The sequence below is a fragment of the Marinovum sp. PR37 genome, assembly GCF_028807375.1.
GTDB lineage: Bacteria > Pseudomonadota > Alphaproteobacteria > Rhodobacterales > Rhodobacteraceae > Marinovum > Marinovum algicola.
In genome coordinates, this window is the sequence record NZ_JARAML010000001.1 from 159,461 (window position 1) to 181,988 (window position 22,528).

The 22,528-nt window shown below is 67.3% G+C and carries 15 protein-coding genes; 4 read left to right on the forward strand and 11 right to left on the reverse strand.

The features are described from left to right. Positions 1-2: 2 nt before the first annotated feature. Genes PVW49_RS00790 through PVW49_RS00800 form a run of 3 tightly spaced genes read right to left on the reverse strand, consistent with a single transcriptional unit; the run spans position 3 to position 2,264 of the window. Positions 3-917, reverse strand: a complete 915-nt coding sequence (locus PVW49_RS00790; RefSeq protein ID WP_274589670.1) for a flavin reductase family protein — start codon at positions 915-917, stop codon at positions 3-5. Further along, the gene (locus tag PVW49_RS00795) at positions 914-1,693 is read right to left on the reverse strand and encodes an alpha/beta fold hydrolase (RefSeq protein ID WP_274564556.1); all 780 of its coding nucleotides are present in this window, start codon (positions 1,691-1,693) and stop codon (positions 914-916) included. Before PVW49_RS00795 ends, PVW49_RS00790 begins: the two co-directional genes overlap by 4 nt. Beyond that, positions 1,665-2,264 carry an amino acid synthesis family protein gene (locus PVW49_RS00800; protein ID WP_048531982.1) on the reverse strand — a complete coding sequence of 200 codons (600 nt, stop codon included), beginning with the start codon at positions 2,262-2,264 and terminating at the stop codon, positions 1,665-1,667. Before PVW49_RS00800 ends, PVW49_RS00795 begins: the two co-directional genes overlap by 29 nt. 106 nt (positions 2,265-2,370) lie before the next feature. On the opposite strand from PVW49_RS00800, the gene PVW49_RS00805 reads away from it, so the two are divergent. The 3 genes from PVW49_RS00805 to PVW49_RS00815 all read left to right on the forward strand — a co-directional run bounded on the left by PVW49_RS00805 (position 2,371) and on the right by PVW49_RS00815 (position 9,870). Further along, positions 2,371-3,216, forward strand: a complete 846-nt coding sequence (locus tag PVW49_RS00805) for a LysR family transcriptional regulator (RefSeq protein WP_274589671.1) — start codon at positions 2,371-2,373, stop codon at positions 3,214-3,216. A 217-nt stretch (positions 3,217-3,433) separates the two neighbouring features. Continuing rightward, positions 3,434-8,521, forward strand: a complete 5,088-nt coding sequence (locus tag PVW49_RS00810) for a DUF7507 domain-containing protein (protein ID WP_274589672.1) — start codon at positions 3,434-3,436, stop codon at positions 8,519-8,521. A 92-nt stretch (positions 8,522-8,613) separates the two neighbouring features. Continuing rightward, entirely contained in the window at positions 8,614-9,870 is a 1,257-nt protein-coding gene (locus tag PVW49_RS00815; protein WP_274589673.1) for an NAD(P)/FAD-dependent oxidoreductase, read from the forward strand. A 4-nt stretch (positions 9,871-9,874) separates the two neighbouring features. On the opposite strand, the gene PVW49_RS00820 is transcribed toward PVW49_RS00815, so the two are convergent. Then, on the reverse strand, positions 9,875-10,168 hold the full coding sequence (locus tag PVW49_RS00820; RefSeq protein WP_048531978.1) for a GNAT family N-acetyltransferase: 294 nt from the start codon (positions 10,166-10,168) through the stop codon (positions 9,875-9,877). Positions 10,169-10,545: 377 nt separating this feature from the next. Here PVW49_RS00820 and PVW49_RS00825 point away from each other — a divergent pair, with 377 nt between their 5' ends. Then, positions 10,546-11,817, forward strand: a complete 1,272-nt coding sequence (locus PVW49_RS00825; protein WP_074836758.1) for a DEAD/DEAH box helicase — start codon at positions 10,546-10,548, stop codon at positions 11,815-11,817. 32 nt (positions 11,818-11,849) lie between these two features. Here the strand turns inward: PVW49_RS00825 and PVW49_RS00830 are convergent, their stop codons facing one another. The 7 genes from PVW49_RS00830 to glgC form a co-directional block, all read right to left on the reverse strand. After that, on the reverse strand, positions 11,850-12,734 hold the full coding sequence (locus PVW49_RS00830; RefSeq protein ID WP_074836759.1) for a TolB family protein: 885 nt from the start codon (positions 12,732-12,734) through the stop codon (positions 11,850-11,852). 25 nt (positions 12,735-12,759) lie between these two features. Continuing rightward, positions 12,760-13,803: an L-glyceraldehyde 3-phosphate reductase gene (gene mgrA / locus PVW49_RS00835; RefSeq protein WP_048531976.1), complete on the reverse strand. Its 1,044-nt coding sequence runs from the start codon at positions 13,801-13,803 to the stop codon at positions 12,760-12,762. A 295-nt stretch (positions 13,804-14,098) separates the two neighbouring features. After that, positions 14,099-15,730, reverse strand: coding sequence for an alpha-D-glucose phosphate-specific phosphoglucomutase (locus PVW49_RS00840; RefSeq protein WP_274589674.1), 1,632 nt, complete (start codon positions 15,728-15,730; stop codon positions 14,099-14,101). Then, positions 15,718-17,706, reverse strand: a complete 1,989-nt coding sequence (locus tag PVW49_RS00845) for a 4-alpha-glucanotransferase (RefSeq protein WP_274589675.1) — start codon at positions 17,704-17,706, stop codon at positions 15,718-15,720. The genes PVW49_RS00840 and PVW49_RS00845 overlap by 13 nt, the downstream gene beginning before the upstream one ends. Continuing rightward, a complete protein-coding gene (gene glgX / locus PVW49_RS00850; protein WP_274589676.1) occupies positions 17,703-19,811 on the reverse strand; it encodes a glycogen debranching protein GlgX in 2,109 nt (702 codons plus the stop codon). Before glgX ends, PVW49_RS00845 begins: the two co-directional genes overlap by 4 nt. Beyond that, positions 19,808-21,247 (reverse strand): glycogen synthase GlgA, encoded by a 1,440-nt coding sequence (glgA, locus tag PVW49_RS00855; RefSeq protein WP_274589677.1) that lies wholly within the window; start codon positions 21,245-21,247, stop codon positions 19,808-19,810. Before glgA ends, glgX begins: the two co-directional genes overlap by 4 nt. 1 nt (position 21,248) lies before the next feature. Beyond that, positions 21,249-22,508: a glucose-1-phosphate adenylyltransferase gene (gene glgC / locus PVW49_RS00860; RefSeq protein ID WP_274589678.1), complete on the reverse strand. Its 1,260-nt coding sequence runs from the start codon at positions 22,506-22,508 to the stop codon at positions 21,249-21,251. Positions 22,509-22,528 lie beyond the last annotated feature (20 nt).

Consider the following 22,528-nt stretch of genomic DNA (forward strand, 5'->3'; position numbering starts at 1 on the left):
GGTCAGGTCCTTTCAGACGGGGTGTGAACATCGCCGCGCTGGCCATCGCCGAGGTAGAAGCCAAAGCTGCGGCTGCCGGCCTCGCGCGCGAAACGCGCCATCATGTCGGCGATGGGCGGGGCGGTGTAGGTCAGATGCGGCAGCGCGGCGGTGGCGATGGCCTCGATGTCGCCGGCGGGCGTGGCCTCGGTGGTGGCGCGCAGATAGGTGAAACGGGTGTCCGCCACGTCAAAGACGGAATAGGCGGCGTGCAACCGGGCCGGCAGCCCCCGTCCGGCCAGGTCCTGCGACAAGTCGTGCCGCAGCCGGCCCCGGTCGGGCAGCGCGACCTGTGGCGGGCGGTGGCCGTGCGGCGTGCGCTCCAGCAGGACACGGTCGCCGCGTTCGAGGATCGCGCCGCAGATCGTGGCACCGGGGCGGCGCTCCAGCGCCGCGCGTTCCAGCCCGAGGCTGAAATACTGGCCGCCGGCATAGCCCAGCCCGCGCCCTTCGGCACAGGCGAAATCCTGCACCCGGCCAATCAGGATGCTGTGGTCGCCGGCGTCGAGCACCCGTTCCGTGGTGCAGGAAAATTGCGCCAGCGCGCCCTCGATCAGCGGATTGCCACGGGCGTCGCTGCGGTGCGGTACACGGGCAAAACGGTCGCCCTTGAAGCTGGCAAAGGTATTGGAAACCTCCTGCTGGCCTTCGGCGAGGATATTGACGGCAAACTCCGTGCAGGTGGCAAAGCGGTCATGGGTCGAAAGGAACTTGCCCGGACAGACCAGAAGAAGCGGCGGATCGAGCGCGACGGAGGTGAAGGAATTGGCGGTAAAGCCCAGCGGCCGGCCGTCGTCCGTGCGGCTGGTGACGACGGTGACGCCGGTCATGAAACTACCGAAGGCGCGGCGCAGCGCACGCGGGTCGAGGGCGGTCATGGCAGAACCTCCGTGGCCAAGTCGATGAGCGCGGCATTGACGTCTCCGGCATGGGTCATCGGCATCATGTGAGCGGCGCCCGCGGCGATCCGCACGCGGCCCCGTGGCGCCAGGCGGGCCATGGTGTCCGACATCTGCGGGGTGGAGTTGGGCTCCAGCGCGCCGGTCATGAAGAGCACCGGGCAGGGCAGGCGGGCCAGGGCTTCGCGGGCCGGGCCCTGGGCGCGGGCAAAGGCAGCATAGGCCATCCTGTAACCTGCCGGATCGACGGCGCGCAGCCAGTCGCCGCAGGCGTGGCGCTCTGGCGTCTCGTCCGGACCGAACCAGCGCGCCAGCGTCGGCCCGGGATCGGCCGCGCGTTCGCCGTCGAGGCTGGCGGCGCGGGCCTCGACCGCTGCGGCGGCCGCGGCATCACGTTCGAACACTGCGTTCAGCGCCGCCACGCCGCGGACCATTTCAGGATGACGCACGGCCATGTCGAGCGCGATCATCGCCCCCATCGAATGACCGACGATCAGCGCCGGTTCGGCCAGAACGGCCAAGGCCGCCTCGGCGTAGTCGGCCAGCGCCATCGGCACGGCCGGCCGGGGGCTTTCGCCATGGCCCGGCAGGTCGGGCGCGGTCACCCGGTAGCGGCGGGACAAGGCGTCGATCTGCCGGTTCCAGGCCTCGGCGCGCAGGCCGACACCATGCAGGAGTAAAACCGGCGGGCCCTCGCCGCAGCGGATCGCGGCCAGCCCGCCGATCTCAGACCGCGGCCGGGTTGTCCAGGTCATGGCCCAGGTCCTTCAGGTCTTGGTAGCGGTCGCCAATGCGGTGATGCGGCCGGCCGCCGGTGGCGGCGCCCAGCACGACGACGATCTCATCGGCGCGCGGCGCGTCGGGAATGGCGAACTGGAGCGTCAGATAATGCGAGCGGCGGCCGGCATCGTCCTTGTCCATCAGCGGCACCATGATCGGCGCATTGGCCGGGCCACGGGTGTTGGTGAATGCGAGGTAGGATTTCGCGGCCACCGCCTCGCGGTAGTGATTGCCGAACCGCAGCGTGTGGATCAGCCCGGAGGCATGTTCGATCTCGCCGTCAAGGCCCACCACCGCCGCCTTGCCATAGGCCTCGATCGCCGCGCCGCTTCCGGCAAGGCGGATCATCCGCTCGGTCAGCAGAGCGCCCAGAACTGGGCCATAGGCCTGGATCTCGGGCTTCAGGTTCTCGACGAAACGGCCCGCCCAGGGGTTGCTGACCACGGCGGCCACGGCGAACATGCGCCAAGGTGGGTCCGCGGGGCGAAACCCCTCGATCAGAACGTCTTCGGCATAGGTTACGATTTTGCGGATTTCGGGGCGCATGGTCACTCCTGTTCGTGTGACCAAACGCTAGAAACCCGTGGCTTTTTTCACAAACGAAGGATTTCCCCCCTTAGCCATTAGCAAGACTTATGGCTAAGTTGACCTCATGGCCAATTCACTTCCTCCCCTGACCTGGTTCCGCTCGTTCGAGGCGGCGGCGCGGCATCTGAGCTTTACCGCCGCGGCGGAAGAGATCGGCATGACCCAATCGGCGGTCAGCCAGCAGGTCAAATCGCTCGAGATGCGTCTTCGGGTGCCGCTGTTCGTGCGGCAGCCGCGCGGGCTGGCGCTGACAGATCACGGAAGGCGGCTTCTGCCCGAGGTCGGCGCGCCGCTCGAGGCGCTGGCCGCGGCCACCGCCCGGTTCGAAGCCGGGCCGGGGACCGATCTGCTGACCGTCGCCACCTCGGTCAGCGTGGCGCAATGGGTGATCGCGCCGCATCTGCCGGATTTCACTGCCCGCCACCCCGAGATCCGGGCGCGGTTCCTGAGCGCGATCTGGCCCGATGATTTCCAATCCGCCCGCGCCGATGTGGAAATCCGTTTCGGGTCTCTCAAACAGGTGGGCAGCGATGCCGAGCTATTGCTGCCAAACCGGCTTGTGGCGCTGAAGTCGCCAGGTCTGTCCGGGGCGCTCGCCGATCTGCCGCTGATCGAGGCGGTGGGCACGTCGAGCGGCTGGCGCGCCTGGGCCGAGATACAGGGCGGCGGCGCGCTGCATCCGACGCTCTATGCCGATACCTATGGAATGGCCCTGCAACTCGCCGCACATGGCAACGGGGTGGCGCTGGTGAGCGAGCTACTGGCGCAGCATGCGGTCATGACCGGGCTGGTGCAGCGCGCGCACCCGGGCTCGATCCCCTGTCAGGAGGGGTATTTCCTTTCGGTCAAAGAACATCGCGCCGCCGCCACGGCCTTTCGAAGCTGGCTGCTGGAACAGCTCGGCAGGTGATCTGCCACGGTTGAATCGACAGGCGCGGTCTACCTCGAAAGGATAGGGGCGCACACCGGATGCGCGGCCCGGCTACCCGGGCGATCAATGGCGCCTGTCCGGTCTTTCGTGCGACATATGCCTTGTCCATGTGTCTCTTCGGGCTGCGGTGAAATTAATGAATGTACGTTTGGCGATACCGTATGCACGGGCGGTAAAAAGTGTCCTTGTTTCCTTCTTGCTCCTGCTGACCACCGCGCTTGTCGCGGCGGCGCAGGAGCTCATCCTTCAGCCGGTGGGAGCGCCGCAGGTGACCGGCGCCGGAGCCGGCAAGCGCGCCGTGTGGCGCAATGCCGGCACGGTCGGCGGCGCGACGGTGGACATCGTCGGCGTGATGACCGACGCGGCGCTCGATCACAGTCTGACCACCGGCAATGGCCAGATCCAGATCACCTCGGCCGCGCAGGACGTGCATTACCTCGACATGTATATCTACAGCGCCGGCACCTATGATCTTGCCAGCGACAGCGGCGGCGTTCCGGTCATCGCCGACGTGCATATCCAGATCAACGATATCGACGGGCCGTCCAACGAACAGGTCTATGTCGAATTGTGTTCGGGCCAGGTGGAATACGTCCGCATCGACCGCAACGCCACCACCCGCCGCTCCTTCGTGGCCGGGCCGGCGCCGGTGGGCACCGAAATCTTCGTTCTGTCGGGCGATCGGAATTACAGCAATCAGCCGGTCTCGGGCCTCGAGATCTATTACCCGCAGACCTCGGTGTTCCGTTTCGGCCGCACCGCCAACAGCCGGTTTCTGGTGCGCCTGGCCAACCCGACCTATGACGAGGCCGATACCTTCGATCTGAAATGCGGCGATTTCCGCACCATCACGCTGGTCGATGACCTCAAGGAACAGGTGTTGGGCCAGCCGGTGACGCTCAACATCCTCTACAACGACACCGTGTCGACCGAAAACAACAATGGTCCGGCCAACGCGTCCCGCTTGCCGAGCACCTACGGCAACCAGGCGGTGGATCTGATCGCGCCGACCGGGGCGATCAACCAGGTGACCGACAGTTCCGGCCATCTGGTCGGTTTCGACGTCATCGGAGAAGGCACCTGGAGCTACGATGACAACACCGGCGAGCTGACCTTCACCCCCTTTGCCGCCTTCTTCGGTGTGCCGACGCCGATCGACTATCGCTTTCAGCGCCCCGAGAACACCACCGGCGTGGCCTATTCGGCCCCGGCCCGAGTGTCCATCGACATCGGCGCGCTCGGTCTGCTCAAGACCGCGACGCTGGTCGACACCAACGTCAACGGCTATGCCGATCCGGGCGAGACAATCGCCTATGTCTTCACCGCCGAGAATTTCGGCAATGTCACTCTGACCAATGTCACCCTGGCCGAGACCCAGTTCAGCGGCAAGGGCGCCACGCCGGTGATGCAGTTCCAGGCGGCGACCGGATTGTCGCCGGAAGGCACGCTCGAACCCGGCGAGCGTGCGGTCTATACGGCGACCTACACCCTGGTGCCCGAAGACCTCGACACCACGATCAGCAATCAGGCCCGCGCCACCGCCACCACGCCGGGCGGCACCGAGGTCTCGGACCTGTCGGACTCCGAGAACCCGTCGGATGGCGATGGCGAGGCCCGGAACGGCCCCGGGGCGGGCCGGGACGATCCGACGACAATCTATGCCGGCTCTGGCCCGGACCGGGGCGATGCGCCGCTGAGTTACGGCGATCCGCAGCATGCCGACACCGCGCAATACCGCATCGGCGCGGTCAACGGCGACGGCGACAGCAGCGCCCAGCACAGCGCCGATGCCAGCGGCGACGATCTCGACGGCAATGACGACGATGACGAAACCATGCTGCCGCAGCTCTATGGCGGCCTGACGCGGACCGTCACCATCCCGGTGAGCGAGCCCGCGCCGGGCACCGGCCGCTTGCAGGTCTTTGTCGATTTCGGCGCCGATGGCAGCTTTCTGACGCCCGGCGATCAGGTTGGCACCGATCTGCGCGATGGCGGGCCGCAGGATCTTGACGGGGCGGTCAATGGCCAGATCAGCTTTGCCGTCGCAGTGCCGCCCACGGCGCCGCTGGTCCCGACCTTCGCGCGGCTGCGCTGGTCGAGCGTGGCCGGCCTGAATGCCATTGCCGCAGCCGCCGATGGCGAGGTCGAGGACCATGCGATCACGCTCAAGACCCCGCCCGATGCCGACCGGGGCGATGCGCCGGCCAGCTATGGCGATCCGCAGCATGTCGTCGAAGGGCCGGGTGCGCCGACCATCTATCTGGGCAGCGTGCCGCCGGATGTCGACCTGGTGTCGCAGGCGGGCGCAGGCGCCACCGGTGACGATCTTTACGGCAGTGACGACGAGGACGGCGTGACCCTGCCGCAGCTCTACGCCGGCGGTCTGACCGAAGTGACGGTGAATGTGGCCGAGCCCGCCGCCGGCACCGCCTACCTTCAGGCCTTCGTGGATTTCGACGGTGACGGCACATTTGCCGGCGAACAGGTGGCCAGCGATCTTCAGGACGGTGGCACGCTCGACAAGGACGGCGCGGTCAATGGCGCCATCACCTTTGAATTCACCGTGCCCGCCGGGGCCACCACGCTGCCCACCCATGCCCGGTTCCGCTGGTCCACCGATCTGACCGGCGCCGAGACCGCCTTTGACGGCGAGGTCGAGGATTACGGGCTGACGATCTCGTCCGATCCGCCGCCCTTCATCTGCGACGCGTCGCTCTATGCCTTCTCGACCAGGCGGACGACCCTGTCGCGGCTGACCTTCTCGGATGCCGGCGGCAGCTATGCGGTCACGGCGACGACGGTCGGCTCGACCGGGTCCAACCGGGACGGGCCCTGGGGGTTCAACGAGCTCGACGGCTATTTCTATGGCGTCGATCAGGGCCGCCGCAGGCTCTACCGCGTCGACGGCGGCGGCACGTTCACCGATCTCGGCAATATCTCGGGCGCCAGGACCGCGGCGGACGCGGGCGATATCCTGCCCAACGGCCGGATGATCTATGAGGTCGACGAGGCCAGGTGGCATATCGTCGACCTGAGCGGTGCGGGCGCAGCCACTGCGGTTGGCGATATCGATCTCAGCTTCGATGTCTTTCCGGATGATCTTGCCTACAACCCGATCGATGGACTGGTCTACGGCATCGACCGCTCCAGCCGCCGGCTGTTCAGTGTCGCGGTCAACCGCGGGGTGCCCGGCACCCGCACGCCGCAGCTGATCGGCCCCGCGATCTATTCCGGTGTTTTCGACTCCCTCTGGTTCGATCGGGACGGCCGGCTGTACGGCTATTCCAACTCGACCAACAATCTTTACCTGATCTCCACCGTCACCGGCGAGGCGCAGCTGATCATGACGCTGCCCTTCGACGAAGGCGACAGAAGCGATGGCGCTTCCTGTCGCGGTCCGGCACCGATCCCCTTTGGCGCGGTGTCGGGCAATGTCTTCGAGGATCGCGACGCCTCGGACATCAAGGAGGCAGGCGAGCCGAACTACGGCGCCGGCATCGGCCTGACGATCTTTGCCGACAATGGCACGCCGGCGAATTTCGGCGACGATCTGCAAATTGCGGTGACCGAGACACTGCCCGATGGCACCTACGGGTTCGGCGACCTGCTGATCAACACCACTTACCGTATCCTGCTGGACGAGACCGACCCCGATCTCGGCCCCGGCGCCACCATCGGCACCTCGAACCCGCTGACCTCGGTCGCGGTGGGCGGCAACGCCGCGACCGAAGATCAGGACTTCGGATTTGACGCCGCCGAGGCCGACCTCTCGATCACCAAGTTCGCCGCCGCCTCCGGCACGGCCACGCCGCGCAGTTCGGCCACACCGGGCGACCTGATCGACTGGGTGATCACCGTCGAGAACATCGGGCCGGGCTCGCCCTCGGGCGTCAAGGTGATCGACCGGATCCCCGACGGCTATGAATACGTCTCCGACAGCGCGCCCAACACCGGCGACACCTACGACCCGGCCACCGGGCTGTGGTTTGTCGACGAGATCCTCGCCGGCACCTCCGAGACGCTGACCGTGACCGTGCGGATGCGCGACACCGGCGAGACCACCAACCGCACGGAAATCGTCTACAGTTCGCTGCCCGATCCCGACAGCGATCCGGATGTCGGCCATCTGGTCGATGACCTCGGCGACGGCAGCGTCGACGACGACGAAGCCGCCTATGCGCTGGCCCGCATCGTCGATACGCGGCGCCTGGCGGGCCGGGTCTTCCTCGACACCGGCGCCGGCGGCGGGAGCGCCCATGACTCGCTGGTCAACGGCGCCGAAGCCGGCGTCGGCGGCGGAACCCTGCGCCTGATCGACAGCGCCGGAACCGAGATCGCCGCGCCGGTGATCGGCTCCGATGGCAGCTGGAGCGCCAGCCTGCCCAGCAGCGTCACCGGGGCGGTCACGCTGGAGCTGATCGCCGCCGAAGGCCGGATCGCGATTTCCGAACGCACCGCCGGGCTGCCCGCGCTGAGCAATGCCGATCCGCACGACGGGCGCTTTACCTTCACCCCCGATCCAGGCAGCGATTACACCGATCTCGATTTCGGCGTGATCGAAACGCCGCGGCTCACCCAGGATCAGGTTGCCGCGATCATGGCCGGCCAGGTGATCTCGCTGCCGCACCGCTACACCGCTAGCTCGGAAGCCACGGTCGCCTTTTCGACCAATGTGACCACCGAGGCCCCGGCCGGCGCCTATTCGATCGCGGTCTTCCGCGACACCGATTGCGACGGCGCCGCCGACAGCCCGCTGTCCGCGCCGGTGGGCGTCTCGCCCGGGGCCGAGCTGTGCCTCGTTGTGCGGGTCTCGGCCGGGGCCGGGGTCGGCGCTGGATCGGCGCTGACCTATGATCTGATCGCCACCACCGGCTTTGCCCGCACCAGCGCCAGCCATGTCACCCGCAACACCGACCGGATCGCCGCTTCGAGCGAGGCCGCCGTGGTGCTGCGCAAGACCGTGCGCAACCTGACGCTCGGTTCGGCAGAGGGCACCACCAGTGCGGGCGCGCCGGGCGATGTGCTGGCCTATCGCATCTACCTCGACAACACCTCGAGTGAGACGGTCTCGAACCTGACGATCCACGACCGGACGCCGCCATATACCGTGCTCGGCGCGGCGCCGGCCTCGCCCTCGGCCGTGGCGTCTCAGCTCAATTGCCTGCTGGTCGTTCCGGCCAGCGCGGCGCCGGGCTATGCCGGGGTGCTGCAATGGGATTGCAGCGGCATGCTGCCTCCGGGCGACAGCGGCTTTGTCAACTTCGAGGTGCGCATCCTCGACTAGCCGCCGGGCCGCGCCAAAAAAATGGGGCTGTCACCCGGCGGCCTGTCGTAGCACAGTGGCCCCGAAACGGATGAAGCCATTGGGGGCGCCGGGTGACGCAGGCCAAAGAGCAGATCAAAACCGCCGTGGTGGGCGCCGGGATCATCGGCACCAGCATCGCCCATGCGTTGCAACAGCGCGGCCATGCGGTGACGCTGATCGACCGGGATGCGCCGGGCCGCGGCGCCTCATTCGGCAATATGGCCTCGATCGCGGTTTCGGGGTTCATGCCGATTTCGCGGCCGCGGGTCTGGATGCAGGCGCCGGGTTGGCTGCTCGATCCAAAGGGGCCGATCCGGGTCGCGCCGGGCTATGCGCCGCGCCTTGTGCCCTGGATGCTGCGGTTTCTCTGGGCCGGGCGGCCGGGCCGGCTGCGTGCATTGCAGGGGCAGGGGGCGGCGCTCTGCGCCCGCGCCCTGGCCGACACCCGGGCGCTGCTCGGTGACATCGGGCTTGGCGATCACCTGAGCGAGACCGGTTGCCTCTCGCTCTATGCAACGCCGGCCGAATTTGCCGCCGACCGCGAAGCGCTCGAAATGCTGGACCGGTTCGGCTTCGGCTACGACCTGCTTGATGCCGAGACCCTGCGCGCCCGCGAACCCGCCCTCGGGCCGGGGCTGCACAAGGCGGTGCTGATGCCCGACAACCGAACCTTGCGTGACCCCCATGCCCTCGTTACCCGGCTGGCCGAGGTGGTGAAAGCTCGCGGCGGCCGACTGGTGCGCGCCACCGTCTCCGGGGTCGAACGCCGGGGCGCGGCCGCGACGGGGCTGCGTCTCGACGGCGGCGAAACGCTGGCGGCTGACCGCGTCGTGCTTGCCGCCGGGGCGCACACGGGGGCGCTGGCGCGGCAGTTGGGCGAGCCGATCCCACTCGAGACCGAGCGCGGCTATCACACCCAGATCGGCCGCCCGGGGATCAGCCTGACCCATGCGCTGATCTGGCCGGCGCGGGCCTTCATGGTTTCGCCCACCGGCGGCGGCATCCGCATCGGCGGGACCGTGGAATTCGCCGGTCTGGAGGCGCCGCCGAACTGGCGCCGCGCCGAGATCACCGCGCAGCGGGCAAAGACGATCCTGCCGGGGCTCAGGCTGGAAGAAACCAGCCGCTGGATGGGCCATCGCCCGGCGCTGCCCGACACCATCCCGGTGATTTCGCCCTCGGCACGGGCGCCCGGTGTCTTTTACGCCACCGGCCATGGCCACCTAGGCATGACCCAGGCGGCGACCACCGCTCAGCTGATGGCCGATCTGGTCACCGGCGCCGCGCCGCCGATCGACATGGCGCCGTATCGCATTGACCGGTTCTGAAAACTCAGCGGCCCTGAAGCACGTCCTGCCACTCCGGCGTGCGGTCGATTTGCGCCTTGGTAAAGGGGCAGAGCGGCACGATCTTGCGGCCTTCGGCGCGGGCGTCGGCGACGGCCCGCTCGACCAGCCGGCGCCCGGCGCCGGTGCCGCGCAGGGCATCGGGCACGGCGGTGTGGTCGATGATGATGGCCGCGCCGCCAAGGCGGGAATAGGTCAGCTCTGCCGTCCCGCCCTCCTGGCGGAGCATATAACGGCCCTTGCTGTCGTTCTCTTCGCGGGTGATTTCGGGGTCGGACATCGGGGCTCCTGACAGCTGCGTTGCGCCCCGGCACCCTGCGACAGGCGCCGACCGGGGGTCAACCGGCGGGGTGTGACATCTGAACCCGAAGCGCGCTGTCCTGCCGCGCCCGGCGACACCCCGCTTGACTTTTCCGCCGGCAGAGCGCATCTGAGAGGTGTCGCTGCGCTGCCGCGTGAGCATGCCGCCCCCTTGCAAGGGGCTCTCAGCGACAGCGATTTTCAGTTCCCCATCACGCAGGGTTCCTGACGCGACGGCCGGATGCGGCGGGACACGCCCGCACGTCCAGAGGCCCCGCGCACCCTCACAGGGCTGCGGATGCGGCCTGCAACAACGGGCTCGCCGGTCTCCCCCGGTGCGGCTCCGAAGGATACGACTTGTTCGATTTCGACATGCTGGGCTTGGCGCCCGCGCTCAACGATGCGCTGACCCGCGCAAAATTCGACAAACCCACGCCGATCCAGGCCAAGGCGATTCCGCTGGCCATGGAAGGCCACGACATCCTGGGCCTGGCCCAGACCGGCACCGGCAAGACCCTGGCCTTTGGCCTGCCGCTGATCGACCACATGCTGGCCGAGCCCGGCAAACCGGCGCCCAAGACTGCCAAGGCGCTGATCCTCGCGCCGACCCGCGAACTGGTGAACCAGATCGCCGACAGCCTGAAGAACCTGACCCATGACACCCGCATCCGGGTGGTCACCGTGGTCGGCGGCCAGTCGATCAACCGCCAGATCAACGCCCTGGCGCGCGGCACCGACATCCTTGTCGCCACGCCCGGCCGGCTGATCGATCTGATGGACCGCCGCGCCGTGGATCTGGGCCAGGTGCGGCACCTGATCCTCGACGAGGCTGACCAGATGCTCGACCTGGGCTTCATCCATGCCCTGCGCAAGATCGCGCCGCGGCTGGGTACGCCACGCCAGACCATGCTGTTCTCGGCCACCATGCCGAAACAGATGGAAGAGCTGTCGCGCGCCTATCTGACCGATCCGCGCAAGGTGCAGGTCTCGCCTCCGGGCAAGGCCGCCGACAAGATCACCCAGTCGGTGCATTTCCTCGACAAGGCCGCCAAGCCGACCAGGCTGCGCGAGATTCTGTCGCGCGACACCGAGGCGCTGACGCTGGTGTTCTCGCGCACCAAGCACGGGGCCGAAAAGCTGATGAAGGGGCTGGTCGCCGATGGCTACAACGCCGCCTCGATCCACGGCAACAAGAGCCAGGGCCAGCGCGACCGGGCAATCAAGGGCTTCCGCGAGGGGGACATCAAGGTGCTGGTGGCGACCGATGTGGCGGCGCGCGGCATCGACATTCCGGGCGTGGCCTATGTGGTGAACTACGATCTGCCGGAAGTGCCCGACAGCTATGTGCACCGCATCGGCCGCACCGCGCGGGCCGGCCGTGAAGGCGAGGCGATTGCCTTCTGCTCGGCGGAAGAGGTCGATCTGCTGTTGCAGATCCAGAAGCTGATGAAGATCGAGATCCCGGTCGCCAGCGGCACCATGCCGGCGGCGGTCAAGGATCCGACCCGCGGCGGCAACCGCGGCCAGCGCCGCGGTGGCGGCGGTCGCCGGGGTCCGCAAGGCAATGCCGGCGCGCCCTCGGGCAACGGCGCCAAACGCCGCCGGCCGCGCCGTCGCAAGGCCGCCTGAATGGGAAAGGGCCGGGGGTTTCCCCGGCCTTTTCATTTGCGTCGGTGCGGCCGCCGCGCCGTTCCGGAGGCGGTTGGCGCGCGTGCACCGGTCTCGTGTCGGGCATAGCGCACGAAGGCAAACCGCCCGCCGTCGGGCGCCCAGCTGGGCACGTTGAGGGAGCCTTGCCCGCCATGGAAGGCCAGCAGGGTCCGCGGAGTGCCGCCCGCGACCGGCATCAGCCGCAATTCGACTTCGCAGCCCGCCGGGTGCCCCTCGGTTCCCGGCGCATAGGCCAGGTAACAGACCGCGCGGCCATCCGGCGAGGGATGCGCAAACCAGTCGACGCTGGCGCCAAAGGTCATCTGCTCCGGGTCCCGGCCATCCGCCCGGATCCGCCAGAGATGCATCCCGCCACCGCGATCCGAGTTGAACCAGATCCATCCGCCATCCGGGGTGTAATCCGGCCCGTCATAATGATGCGGGCTGGTGATCAGAAGCCGCTCGTCGCTGCCATCCAGCGCGCAGGTGGCAATGGCGAACTGGCCGGCGCGCACGCAGGCATAGGTCAACCGCGTGCCGTCGGGCGAAAAGCCGTGAAACCAGCTGGGCAGCAGCGGCGTGATCCGCCGGGGCGGGCCGCCGTCGCGGGGCAGGGTATAGATGCAGGAGGCCGCCGTATCGGTCTTGTCGCAGAAGGCCAGCAGCCGGCCATCGGGCGAGAGCCCATGGTCGTTGTTGAGCGTCTGGTGCCAGCCGGTATCGACTGGAACCAGGGCCGGTTCGGCCAGATCGACCTGGTAAAGCGCGCCCTCGGCATTGACCAGCAACGCGCTGCCGTCCGGCGTCCAATTCGGCGCCTCGATGTGCCGGTCGCTTTGCAGCACCACGCGGGTTTCGCCGCTGGCAACATCGATGATCTCGAGCGAGGCGCGCATCAGCGCGCGCCGCCCGGGCTAGCCCTCACCGCGACGGCCCCTCGCGTTCCGCCGAGGCCGCCCACAGGTTGATGTTGGCGTCCTTGGCATGCTGGTCGATCCGCGCCAGCTCGTCTTCGGTGAAGTCGAGATTGGCCACGGCGCCGGCGCAATCCTCGATCTGCGACGGTTTCGACGCGCCGATCAGCGCCGTCGTGACCCGGCCGCCGCGCAGCACCCAGGCCAGCGCCATCTGCGCCAGCGTCTGGCCGCGCTCTTCGGCGATGGCATTGAGCGCGCGGACGTTGGCCAGCGCCTCTTCGGTCAGGAACCCCTCGCGCAGAGATTTGCCCTGGCTGGCGCGGCTGCCTTCGGGGATGCCGCCGAGGTATTTCCTGGTCAGCATGCCCTGGGCCAGCGGCGAAAAGACGATCGAGCCGATGCCCAGATCGTCGAGCGCATCAAGCAGCCCGTCCTCCTCGACCCAGCGGTTGAGCATGGAATAAGACGGCTGGTGGATCAGGCAGGGGGTGCCCAGTTCCTTGAGGATCGCCGCCGCCTCGCGGGTGCGCTGCGCGTTGTAGGACGAAATCCCGACGTAAAGCGCCCGGCCCGAACGGACGATGTGATCGAGCGCCATCATGGTTTCTTCCAGCGGGGTGTCGGGATCGAACCGATGCGAATAGAAGATATCGACGTAATCCAGCCCCATGCGTTTGAGCGACTGGTCGCAGGAAGAGATCAGATACTTGCGGCTGCCCCATTCGCCATAGGGGCCGGGCCACATGCGATAGCCGGCCTTGGACGAAATGATCATCTCGTCACGATAGGGCGCGAAATCCTGTTGCATCAAGTGACCAAAGGCCAGCTCGGCCGAGCCCGGTTCCGGGCCGTAGTTGTTGGCCAGGTCGAAATGTGTGATGCCGTGATCGAACGCGGTGCGGGTGATCGCGCGTTTCGTTTCATGCGGGGTGTCGTCGCCGAAATTGTGCCACAGCCCCAGCGAGATCGCCGGCAGCATGAGGCCCGAAGTGCCGCATCGGCGGTAGTGCATGGTGTCATAGCGGGTGTCGGACGCGGTCCAGACCATGGTATGTCTCCTGAGATCGCGGCCCCGGATGCGCGCCATGGGGTGGCGGGCAGGGCAGGCCGTTGGGATACTTGTATGCGATGGATGCCGGAAGCGGCGGCCGAGGTCCACCACCCGGAGTGAAATAATCGCGCTGTGGGTTGGGGGCCTTGGAGGGGGCGCTGGCGGGCGTTGCGCCGCTGCGATGGAAATTAACCCGCTGAGCAGCCGGCCGAAACCCTATCACCGCGCAAACGACCCCGCGCAGGCCCGCCGCCGTCCTTAGCGGCACGCCCGCCCGAAACCACTGATCGGATCAGGTCATCACGTCCGGCGTCTCGCGGCCGGTGCGGGCGGTGAGGGCGCTGAGTTCGGCGACCGCCGCCGCCACCTCCCGAAGCGCGGTCTGGGTCTCGATGGTCAGAGCGCCCTCGGCGGGCATGTAACGCTCGAGATAGACCCGCAGCGTCGCGCCTTCGGTGCCGGTGCCCGACAGCCGCAGCACCGCGCGCGATCCACCTTCGAAGAAGATGCGGATGCCCTGGTTCTTGCTCACCGAGCCATCAACCGGATCGTGATAGGCGAACTGGTCGGCTTTGGTCACCGTCAGCCCGTGCACCTCGGTGCCCGGCAGCTCACCCAGCCTGGCCTCGAGATCGGCCATCAGCGCATTGGCCTTGTCGCTGTCGACCGCCTCGTAGTCGTGCCGCGAATAGTAGTTGCGGCCATAGGTCTGCCAGTGATGCAACAGGATCTCGCCCACCGAGGCCTTGCGCTCGGCCAGGATGTTGAGCCAGAGCAGCACCGCCCAGAGCCCGTCCTTTTCGCGCACGTGGTCCGATCCGGTGCCGGCGCTTTCCTCGCCGCAGAGCGTGGCGCGACCGGCGTCCAAAAGGTTGCCGAAGAACTTCCAGCCGGTGGGCGTCTCGAAACACTCGATACCCAGCTTCTCGGCCACCCGGTCGGCGGCCTGGCTGGTGGGCATCGACCGCGCCACCCCGGCCAGCCCCGTGTCATAGCCCGGCGCCAGATGCGCATTGGCGGCCAAAACCGCCAGGCTGTCGGAGGGGGTCACGTAACACCGCTTGCCGAGGATCATGTTGCGGTCGCCATCGCCGTCCGAGGCGGCGGCGAAATCCGGGCCATCCTCGGCCATCACCATGTCGACCAGCGGTTTGGCCCAGATCGGGTTGGGGTCGGGATGGCCCTTGCCGAAATCCACTTTCGGCTCGCCATTCAGCACCGTGCCCGCCGGCGCGCCCAGCGCGCCTTCGAGGATGGCCTTGGCATAAGGCCCGGTGACGGCATGCATGGCGTCGAACTTCAGGCTGAACCCGCCGGCGATATGCGCCCGGATGGCATCGAAATCGAACAGGGTCTTCATCAGAGCGGTGTAATCCTCGACCGGGTCGACGATCTCGACCGTCATCTCGCCGAGGCGGGTCTCGCCAATCGAGCCGAGGTCGATGTCCTGCGCGTCGAGCGTGTGGTACTCCGAGATCCGCTTGGTCTCTTCATACATCGCCGCCGTCACCTTTTCCGGCGCCGGGCCGCCGTTGGCGGTGTTGAACTTCAGGCCGAAATCCTCGTCGATGCCGCCGGGGTTGTGGCTGGCCGAGAGGATCAGCCCGCCGTCGGTCTCGCGCTGGCGGATCAGGTTCGAGGCGGCGGGGGTGGACAAGAGCCCGTTCTGCCCGACGATGGTGCGATGCGCGCCATTGGCGGCGGCCATGCGCAGGATGGTCTGGATCGCTTCGGCATTGAAGTAACGGCCGTCGCCGCCAATCACGAAGGTCTTGCCCTTGGCGCCGCCGATGGCGTTGAAGATCGATTGCACGAAACATTCGAGGTAATGCGCCTGCATGAAGACCCTGGTCTTCTTGCGCAGACCGGAGGTGCCCGGCTTCTGGCCGTCAAAGGGTGTGCAGGAGTGGGTTACTCGGGACATGACATCGGTCCTTTCTCTGCTGGAACAGGCGGTTGGCGGTTGCCGGCCCGCATGGTGGCGCCGATCTCGGCGAGGCGCGGCGAGGTCTCGAAATTTTCGACGGCGAGGCCGGTGCGGCGGCGCCAGTTGGGGTGTTCGTCGATCGTGCCCGGCAGGTTGGGCGCGTCGATCTGGCCCAGCACATCGTCGAGCTGCACCGCGACCATGGCCGCCGGCGCGGCGGTCAGCGCGCCGTGGATCACCCCGGCGATTTCGTCCGGCCCGGCGGTGGGCGCAATGTTGCAATCGCGTCGCAACCCGGCGCGTTGGTGGCTACGGTCGCCATGGCGGCGCTTGGCCCCGGCATCCGAAAGCCAGCCCATTCCGCGCCAGACCTCGACATCGGCGCCATACCAGAAGCCGCGCAGGGTGGGGGTATCATGGGTCGAGAAACAGGCGAGGCTGAAGGGCCGCAGATCCCCTGCGGGGCGCAGGCTGCCGTCGTCGAATGTCTCGTATTGCCAGACGGCATAGGAATAGAGCCCGGCCTCGTTCATCGTCTGCCGGAACCCGGCGGGCACAAGCCCGAGGTCTTCGCCCACGACGACGCAGCGGGCGCGGTGGGCCTCGATGGCGATCACCGCCAGCAGCCTGTCGAACGGTTGCGAGATATAGGCGCCCGGGCTGCCATCCTCGGGCAGCCAGTAGCTGCGCATCAGGCCCAGCGCATGATCGATCCGCAGCAGCCCGCATTTCTCCATCAGCTTGCGCAACATGCGGCGCAGCGGTCGGTAGCGCGCCCGGGCGAGGCGGCCCGGCGCATGCGCCACCAGATCCCAGGACTGGCCCTGGGGGCTGAGCTGGTCCGGCGGGGCGCCGATGGTGACGCCACGGGCAATGGTGTCGTCATGCATCCAGGCCTCGGCGCCGCCCGGGCGGGCGCCGACTGCGAGATCGAGATAAAGCCCGAGCGACATGCCCGCGCCCCTGGCCGCCACCTGCGCGGCGTCGATCTCGGCTTCGGCACGCCATTGCAGCCAGCGGTGAAATTCGGCGCGTTGGCCGGCGGCGGCCACTGCCGCCGGTCCGGGCTGTTGCAGCTCGGCGGGCCAGCGGCGGCAATCCGGGCCATAGCGTTCGCTGAGCGCCTCGAAGCAGGAGAAATCCTCAAGCGATGCATCGGCTTTGGCGCAGAAGCTCTTGAAAACCTTGCGCCGCGCGGTCTTCTTGTAGTCCGCCTCCAGCGCCGGACGCTGCCGGGCGCGAAACGCGGCATAGTCGATCAGCGCGCCGTCCGGGCTGGGGCCGAGGCCGGCGGCAACGGCAATATGATCGGCATTGAAAAAGCCGCGATGGGTCGGCGAATAGGGGCTGATCGTCTCGGTCGCGGCCCAGCCCAGCGCCGAGACCGGGTTGATCCCGAGAAACTGCGCGCCCTGCGCACCAAGTGCGCGGGCGGCAACCGCGAGGTCGTCATAAGAGCCAAGCCCGCCGTTGCGGGCCGAGCGCAGTCCGTAGAGCGCGGTGGTCACCCCCCAGCTGCGGGAATGGCCCGAAGTCTCGGACAAAAGCGGCGCATGAGCCGGGCGCACCAGCAGAAAGCTCTCTTCGCGCCAGCCGCCGCCGGTCAGATGCAGGCTGTAATAACCGACTTCGAGCGGCGGCAGCGCGAGGCTGTCATCGGCCTTGCCGGCGGCCAGTTCGGCGCCGTCCTCGTCCAACAGCTGCCAGCCGCAGGGCGTGGCGATCGCGATCCCGGTCGGCTGACCGGCCCGCAACAGGATCTCGTCGGGCAGATGGCGATGCGCCGTGCCGGCGCGCCGCAGGGCGAGCGCCTCGGAAACCTGGGCCGCGCTTTCGGCCTCGACGCCCAGCGCCCGCAACAGCGCGCGCAGGGTGGGCACCGGAGTTTCCCGCCGGGTGCCGGAGAGGTCGTGAAAGTCCAGGTGCACGCCGCAAAGCTGGGCCAGTTGGCGCAGCGCCCCGTCGGCACTCATTCCGAAACCTCTTTGCTCAGGACAAAGGCCGCCACCGAATTCGCCGCCACGCGGGTGCGCCGCACCGGCATCACCACCGCTGACTGCTCGGCCTGCGAGGTGTCGATCTCGCGCACCCATTGGCGGCGTCCGGGATCGGGCAGGACAAGCACCTCGGTCCGCGCCTCACGGTTGAAGGCCAGAAGGATGGTGTCGTCCATGGCGTCGCCCAGGGGATGTTCGGCACAGCCGCGCAGCACCAGGCAGAGGCTCGACAGCCCCGGATCGCGCCAGTTCAGCGGCCCGCCGTCAAAGCCCATCCAGGCCACGTCGCGCTCGCCGTCGCTGGCGCGTTTGGCGCCATGCAGAAAGCATTTCTGCCGCACCAACGGGTGCGCCTTGCGGAAATTGGTCAGCGTTGCGGTAAAGGCGATCTGCTCCTGGTCGAGCTTGTCCCAGTCGATCCAGGTGGTCGGATTGTCCTGGCAATAGGCGTTGTTGTTGCCGCCCTGGGAATGGCCGCCCTCGTCGCCGGCCAGCATCATTGGCGTGCCCTGTGACAGCATGACCGTGGCGAGGATATTGCGCTGCCGCCGCTTGCGCCCGGCCAGGATCATCGGGTCGTCGGTCTCGCCTTCGACGCCGAAATTGTCGGAATGGTTGGCGTGGTGGCCGTCGTGGTTGTGCTCGCCATTGGCTTCGTTGTGGCGTTCGACATAGGCGGTGGTGTCGGCCAGCGTGAAACCGTCATGCGCGGCGGCGAAATTCACCGAGGACCAGGCCCGCCGCCCACGCTGATCGAAGAGATCGGCCGACCCCAGCAGCGCCGATCCCAAATCCTGGGCGCTGTGGCCGTCACCGCGCCAGAAACGGCGCACGGTGTCGCGGTAGCGGTCATTCCACTCGGCAAAGATCGGCGGGAAATTCCCGAGCTGATAGCCGCCGGGGCCAATGTCCCAGGGCTCGGCGATCATCTTGACCCCGGCCAGCACCGGATCCTGCCGCAGCGCGGTCAGGAAGGAACCATGCTGATCGAAACCCTGCCGCCCCCGACAGAGCGTGGTGGCCAGATCGAACCGGAAGCCGTCGACGCCCATCGCCTGGACCCAGAACCGCAGGCTGTCCATGATCATCCGCAGCACGAAGGGGTGGGTGGTATCCAGCGTGTTGCCGCAGCCGGTGTCATTGACGTAGTACCGCGGCTGACCGTCGAGCAGGCGGTAATAGGCGGCGTTGTCGAAGCCCTTGAACGACAGCGTCGGCCCAAGCTGATCGCCCTCGGCGGAATGGTTGTAGACCACGTCGAGGATCACCTCGATCCCGGCCTTGTGGAACCTCTCGACCATGGCGCGGAACCCGGCCACCCCCTTGGGCCCGAAATAGCGCGGCTCGGGCGCAAAAAAGCCAATGGTGTTGTAGCCCCAGTAATTCACCAGCCCCTTGTCGCGCAGCATCGGCTCGGATTTCAGCGCCTGCACCGGCAGAAGCTCCACCGCCGCGACGCCCAGCCGGGTCAGATGGTCGAGCATCGCGTCGGAGGCCATGCCGTCATAGGTGCCGCGCAGGTCTTCCTCGACGCCCTTGTTCAGTATGGTGGCGCCCTTGACATGGGCCTCGTAGATCAGCCCGCCGTCATGGCCGCAGGTCAGCGTCCTTGCGTCGAGCGGGAACAGCGCCGGATCGGAGACCACAGATTTCGGCACATGCGGTGCGCTGTCGCTGGCGGAAAAGCTCAGGTCGTCACCGCCGCCCGCCGCGTCATAGCCATAGGTGGCGTCATGGTCGGAAAAGGCGCCGCGCAGCTCGCGGGTATAGGGATCGATCAACAGCTTGTTGGCATTGAAGCGGTGGCCGCGCGACGGTTCGTACGGGCCGTCGACGCGGTAGCCGTAAAGCGTGCCCGGCACCAGCCCCGGCACATAGCCGTGCCAGACCGCGCCGTTGCGCTCGGGCAGGTCGACGCGGTGTTCCTCGCGCCGTCCGTCGGGCGAGAACAGGCACAGGGTGATCCGGGTGGCATTTTCGGAAAAGACCGCAAAGTTGGTGCCTTCGCCGTCGAAATGCGCCCCGAGTTGATGCGAGCGGCCCGGACGGATTTCGACCGTCATCGGCGCACGGGTGTTCATTCGCTCAGAACCTCTTTGTACAGATCGGCATAGGCGCGGGCCGAGATGTCCCAGCCCACTTCCTGAGACATAGCGGCGCGCTGCATGCTCTGCCAGTCATCGGTTCTGGCATAGCTGCGAATGGCGCGGTCGAGCACCTCGGTGACACCCGCGACACCAACGTCATCAAACAGGAAGCCGGTCGCGGTCTTCGCCCGCAGTGCGGCCAGGTTGCCGTCGATCACCGTGTCGGCCAGACCGCCGGTGCGGGCCACCACCGGCAATGTGCCATAGCGCAATCCGTAAAGCTGGGTCAGGCCGCAAGGCTCGAAGCGCGAGGGGATCAGGATCGCATCGCTGCCCCCTTGCAGCAGATGCGAAAAGCCTTCGTCATAGCCGATGTGGCAGCCGACCTTGCCGGGATGCGCTTCGGCCGCGCTGCGGAACGCGGCCTCGAGCTCCGGCGCGCCGGAACCCAGTACCGCGAGCTGGCTGCCGCTGGCGACAAGATGCGGAATGGCCTCGGCCAGCGCATCCAGCCCTTTTTGCTCGGTCAACCGGCTGATGACGCAGAACAGCGGTCCCTTGTGGGCCGGATCGAGGCCGAGGCGGGTGCAGATTTCGGCGCGGTTGGCCGCCTTGCCGGCGAGGCTGTCGGCGTCATAGTTGCGGGCCAGTGCCGGGTCGGTCGCCGGGTTCCAGACGTCGGTGTCGATGCCGTTGAGAATGCCCGAGAGCACCGACTGCCGGGCGCTCAGCACGCCTTCGAGCCCCATTCCGAACCGCGGCGTGAGGATCTCGCGGGCATAGGTCGGGCTGACGGTGGTGATGCGGTCGGCATAGACCAGCCCGGCCTTCAGAAAGGAAATGTCGCCGTGGTATTCGAACCCATCGGGGGTGAACCAATCCCAGCGCAGCCCGAGCTGCTGGCCTTCATGCGCGGCGAAGCGGCCCTGAAAGGCGATGTTGTGAATGGTGATCACCGATCTGGGGGCCGGCACGCCGGGCTGTTTCAGATAGACCGGCGTCAGCCCCGCCTGCCAGTCGTGGGCATGCACGATGTCGGGTTTCCAGTCCGCCAGCCCGTCAAAGCTGATCCTCGCTGCCGCCTGCGCCAGCGAGGCAAAGCGGCGGTGGTTGTCGTTCCAGTCGTGGCCGCCCTCGTGGGAATAAGGGCCGCCGCGCCGGTCAAAGAGCTGCGGCGCGTCGAGTAATAGCAGGGTGAGCCCCTCGGCCTCGACCTGCACCACGCGGCCGGGGCCGCCGGGCAGGTCGCCGAAGCTGGCAACTTCGGTGCCCCGGGCCACCAGCGGCATGAGCGCCGGATAGGCCGGCAGCATGGTGCGCAGGTCGATGCCAAGCGGCGCGAGCGCCCCCGGCAGCGCGCCCGCCACATCCGCCAGCCCGCCGGTCTTGATGAAGGGCGCGCATTCCGAGGTGACCATTAGGACATTCATGTCAGCCATCCAGCTTGTCGATCATCTTTTGGGTGATCAGGCAGATGCCGTTTTCGGTGCGGCGAAACCGCTTGGCGTCGGCTTCGGCATCCTCGCCCACCACAAGGCCCTCGGGAATCATGGCGCCGCGGTCGACGATGCAGTTCTTGAGTTTGGCGTTGCGGCCGATATCGGCATAGGGCAGCACGATGACCCCCTCGAGTTCGGCGAAGCTGTGGGTCCGCACGCCGGTGAACAGCAGGCAGCGATGCAGTTGCGAGCCCGAGATGATGCAGCCGCCCGAAACCATCGACGAGGTGGCGGAGCCGCGGCGGCCTTCCTCGTTGTGAATGAACTTGGCCGGCGGGGTTAGCTCGGAATAGGTCCAGATCGGCCAGTTCTGGGTATAGAGGTCGAGCTCGGGCTTGAAATCGGTCAGGTCGATATTGGCCTGCCAATAGGCGTCGATGGTGCCGACATCGCGCCAGTACGGCCGGTCCTCCAGTCCCGACATCACGCAGGAGCGCCCGAAGGGATGGGCATAGGCGCCGCCTTGGGCCACGATATCGGGAATGATGTCATTGCCGAAATCATGGCTGGAGTCCGGATCGTCATTGTCCTTTTCCAGCAACTCGTAAAGGTATTCCGCCTCGAAGACGTAGATCCCCATGCTGGCCAGCGCGCGGCTCTCGTCGCCGGGCATGGCGGGGGGATTTTCCGGCTTTTCGACGAATTCGAGGATCTTGTCGTTCGCGTCCACCCCCATCACGCCAAAGGCCCTAGCCTCGTCGCGCGGCACTTCGATACAGCCGACCGTGACCTTGGCGCCGGTCTTGACGTGCTGCTCAATCATGACCGAATAGTCCTGCTTGTAGATATGGTCGCCGGCCAGAACGAGGATGTATTTCGGCCCGTAGCCGCGCAGCACGTTGATGTTCTGCGTCACCGCGTCGGCGGTGCCCTTGTACCAGTTGTCCTCACCCATCTGCTGCGAGGCGGGCAGGATGTCGAGGCTTTCGTTGCGCTCCGCGCGGAAGAAGGACCAGCCGCGTTGCAGGTGTCGGATCAGGCTGTGCGCCTTGTACTGGGTGGCGACCCCGATGCGGCGAATGCCGGAGTTGACGGCGTTCGACAGCGCAAAGTCGATGATCCGCGTCTTGCCGCCAAAGAACACCGCCGGTTTTGCCCGGATATCGGTCATTTCCTTCAATCGGCTGCCGCGCCCCCCGGCCAGAACATAGGCCATCGTTTGTTGCGCGAGTTCGTGTCGTGCCTGTGTCATCGGGTCCTCCCAGACTTGAT